This is a genomic window from Pseudoclavibacter sp. Z016, from assembly GCF_002931215.1.
Classification (GTDB): Bacteria; Actinomycetota; Actinomycetes; order Actinomycetales; family Microbacteriaceae; genus Pseudoclavibacter.
Genome location: NZ_PSTU01000031.1, coordinates 1 through 2,773 on the forward strand (window position 1 = coordinate 1; position 2,773 = coordinate 2,773).

The following is a 2,773-nucleotide window of genomic DNA, read 5'->3' on the forward strand; positions in this document are numbered from 1 at the left end:
GGGGTGCGTGAGCAGCAGCGCCTCGAGTTCGGCGGGCGCGGCGGGGGCTAGGCGCTCTCGCGGGCCACGATCTCGAAGCCGAGGTCGACCGTCTCCCCCTGGGGAGCATCCGCGCCACCACGACTCATGCGCGCCAGCAGCAGCTCGCCCGCCTTCGTGCCGATCTCACGGTTCGGCACAGCAACCGTCGTGAGCGTGGGCGTGAGGTGCGATGACAACTCGAAATCACCGAACCCCGTCACCGCGAGCTCACCCGGCACGGAGACCCCGCGGCGAGCACACTCCAGCACGGCACCCGCCGCGAAGACATCGCTCGCGAACATGAGCGCATCGGTCTCGGGATGCTCGCGGAGCGCCGCGTCGAGCAGGTCACGGCCAGTCTCGAGGTCCACCGACGCGACCCCGGAGTCGACGACCCGCACCGGCTCGCCCGGGTACAGCTCGGCGACCGAGGCCTCGAAGCTCTCGCGTCTCGCCGCGGCGCGGAAGTCGCCGGACTGGAAGGAGCCCGCGAACGTCGGATGCTCGTACCCCTTGCCCTGCACATACTCGACGAGCGCGCGGATGGCGTCCTCGTTGGAGAAGCCGATCAGGTTGTCGACGGGGTTCTCGCTCGAATCCCACGCCTCGACGACGGGGATCCCGGATGCACGCAGCAGCGTCGATGCCGCATCCGTGTGCTGGGCGCCGACGATGAACATGCCATCCGGCCGACGCCCCAGGAACGCGCGGACGAGCTCCTCCTCATGCTCGGGGCTGTACCCCGTCGTGCCGATGAACAGCTGATAGCCGAACGGCGAGAGCATCGCCTCCAAGCCGTGCAGCGCATCCGCGAACACGGACGCGGAGATCGACGGGACGATCGCAGCGACGGTCATCGACCGGTTCGACGCGAGGTTCGACGCGGCCAGGTTCGGCACGTAGCCGAGCGCGCCGATCGCCGACTGCACCCGCTCGAGCGTGTCAGCGGACACCAGCTCCGGCGTCCGCAGCACCCGCGACACCGTCTGCGGCGAGACGCCCGCAGACGCGGCGACGTCGGTGAGCGTCACCTTCTGCGTCGACCGCCTGGTCACAGCAGCCTTCTGGCCGCCAGGTTGCGCATGAGCGCTGCGATCCCGAATGTCCACGGCGCACACCCCTCACTGCTCTGTACCTGGCCCACCAGACTACCGAGGGCAGGTGAGGAGATGCGCACGACGTCCCCGGCGTGGTGCGTGAAGCCATGGTCGGGCTGATCGCGGTCGACGATGGGCGCGAACATTGTGCCGAGCATCAGCACGGCCCCGTCCGGGTACTGGTGGTGGGGGCCGAGCAGCTGGGCGGCGAGGTCGGCGGGGTCGCGGGAGATCTGGGCGAGGTCCGACGACCCGTGCAGCGTGAAGCCGTCGAGGCCCACGATGTCGAGCTCCACGGTCATCCCCCGCACCGAGTCGAGGTCGAAGTCGCCGTCGAACAGACGGATGAACGGGCCGAGTCCGCACGACGCGTTGTTGTCCTTCGCCTTCGGCAGCAGCAGCGCCGAACGGCCCTCGATGTCGCGCAGGTTCACGTCGTTCGCCAGCGTCGCACCCACGATCGCGCCCGTGGATGCGATGAGCAGCGCCACCTCCGGCTCCGGGTTGTTCCACTCAGAGGAGGAGTGCACGCCCACCTGGACGGCCGTGCCCATCGCGGACAGCGTCGGGCCCTTCGTGAAGATCTCCGCGTCGGGTCCGATGCCGACCTCGAGGTACTGGCTCCACAGGCCCTCTCCCACGAGGTACGCCTTGAGGGCCGTCGCCTCCTCCGAACCCGGCTTGAGGCTCGCGAGGTCCGTGCCGATCTCGGCGAGGATCTGCTCGCGCATCCGTGCCGCCGCCTCGATGTCGCCGCGCACCCGCTCCTCGATGACCCGCTCGATCATGGAGACCGCGAACGTCACACCGGCTGCCTTCAGCACGTGGAGGTCGACGGGGGCGAGGAGCCACGGCTTCGACTCGTCGCGGGTGTCGGGCTCCGTGTTCGCGAAGAGCTCCTCGAGCGAGCCGAGGCTGGGCGCATCCGTTGCCGCAGCCCGCACGGCCGCGGCCGGATCGGGGGCCTCGGTGATGTCGCTCACCGTCGCGAACGTTCGGCTCAGGTCGAGCACGCCCGCCTCGGTCACGAGAACCGGAGACGGGCCGCCGACGGCCGGGTCCCAGACGCGACCGACGAGAGTGCCGGTCGTGCCGTCGGCCGGGAGCGCCTGGGCTGCGCTGCCCGACCATCCTGCTGCCGCCTGCTGGCCTGCGGCCGTCTGCTGCGATGTCATGTGAGCTCCTGAGGTTCTGGTCGTGAAGATTGTCGTGGGGCGTGGGGCGTGGGTCGTGGGGCTCGGGGCGTGGGGCTCGGGTCTCGGGTCTCGGGTCTCGGGTCTCGGGTCTCGGGTCTGCACCCCACCCGATTCGGGATGGGTTTCACGCTTCGAGATGGTTTGCATCCCATCCCGAAGCGTGAAAGCCATCCCGAATCGAAAGTGGGCGGGTCAAGCGAGGTCCTCGAGTTCGGGCCGGAGGTGGAGTGGCGTGCGGTGGCGCGGCGTGGCGTTCCGTGGCGAGGCGTGCGGTGGCGAGGCGTGCCATGCGCCACCCGATTCGGGATGGGTTTCACGCTTCGGGATGGTTTGCATCCCATCCCGAGGCGAGGAAGCCATCCCGAATCGAAAGTGGGGCGGGGTCTGGTGGGGTGGACGAGGACTCGGAGACGGGACGGGACGGGACTGGACTGGACTGGACGGGACGCTGCCCCTTAT

Annotated in this window: 2 protein-coding genes; both read right to left on the reverse strand. The window is 69.6% G+C overall.

Annotation, left to right across the window (positions count from 1 at the left end; genetic code table 11):
• Positions 1-47: 47 nt before the first annotated feature.
• Positions 48-1,076: a LacI family DNA-binding transcriptional regulator gene (locus C5B99_RS18895; protein ID WP_219819572.1), complete on the reverse strand. Its 1,029-nt coding sequence runs from the start codon at positions 1,074-1,076 to the stop codon at positions 48-50.
• Positions 1,073-2,293 carry a fumarylacetoacetate hydrolase family protein gene (locus C5B99_RS18900; RefSeq protein ID WP_104244997.1) on the reverse strand — a complete coding sequence of 407 codons (1,221 nt, stop codon included), beginning with the start codon at positions 2,291-2,293 and terminating at the stop codon, positions 1,073-1,075. The genes C5B99_RS18895 and C5B99_RS18900 overlap by 4 nt, the downstream gene beginning before the upstream one ends.
• Positions 2,294-2,773 lie beyond the last annotated feature (480 nt).

What these genes read in the sequence shown, in the direction of transcription:
- C5B99_RS18900 (WP_104244997.1), bottom strand. Translation starts at nt 2,293, where the DNA reads ATGACATCGCAGCAGACGGCCGCAGGCCAGCAGGCGGCAGCAGGATGG.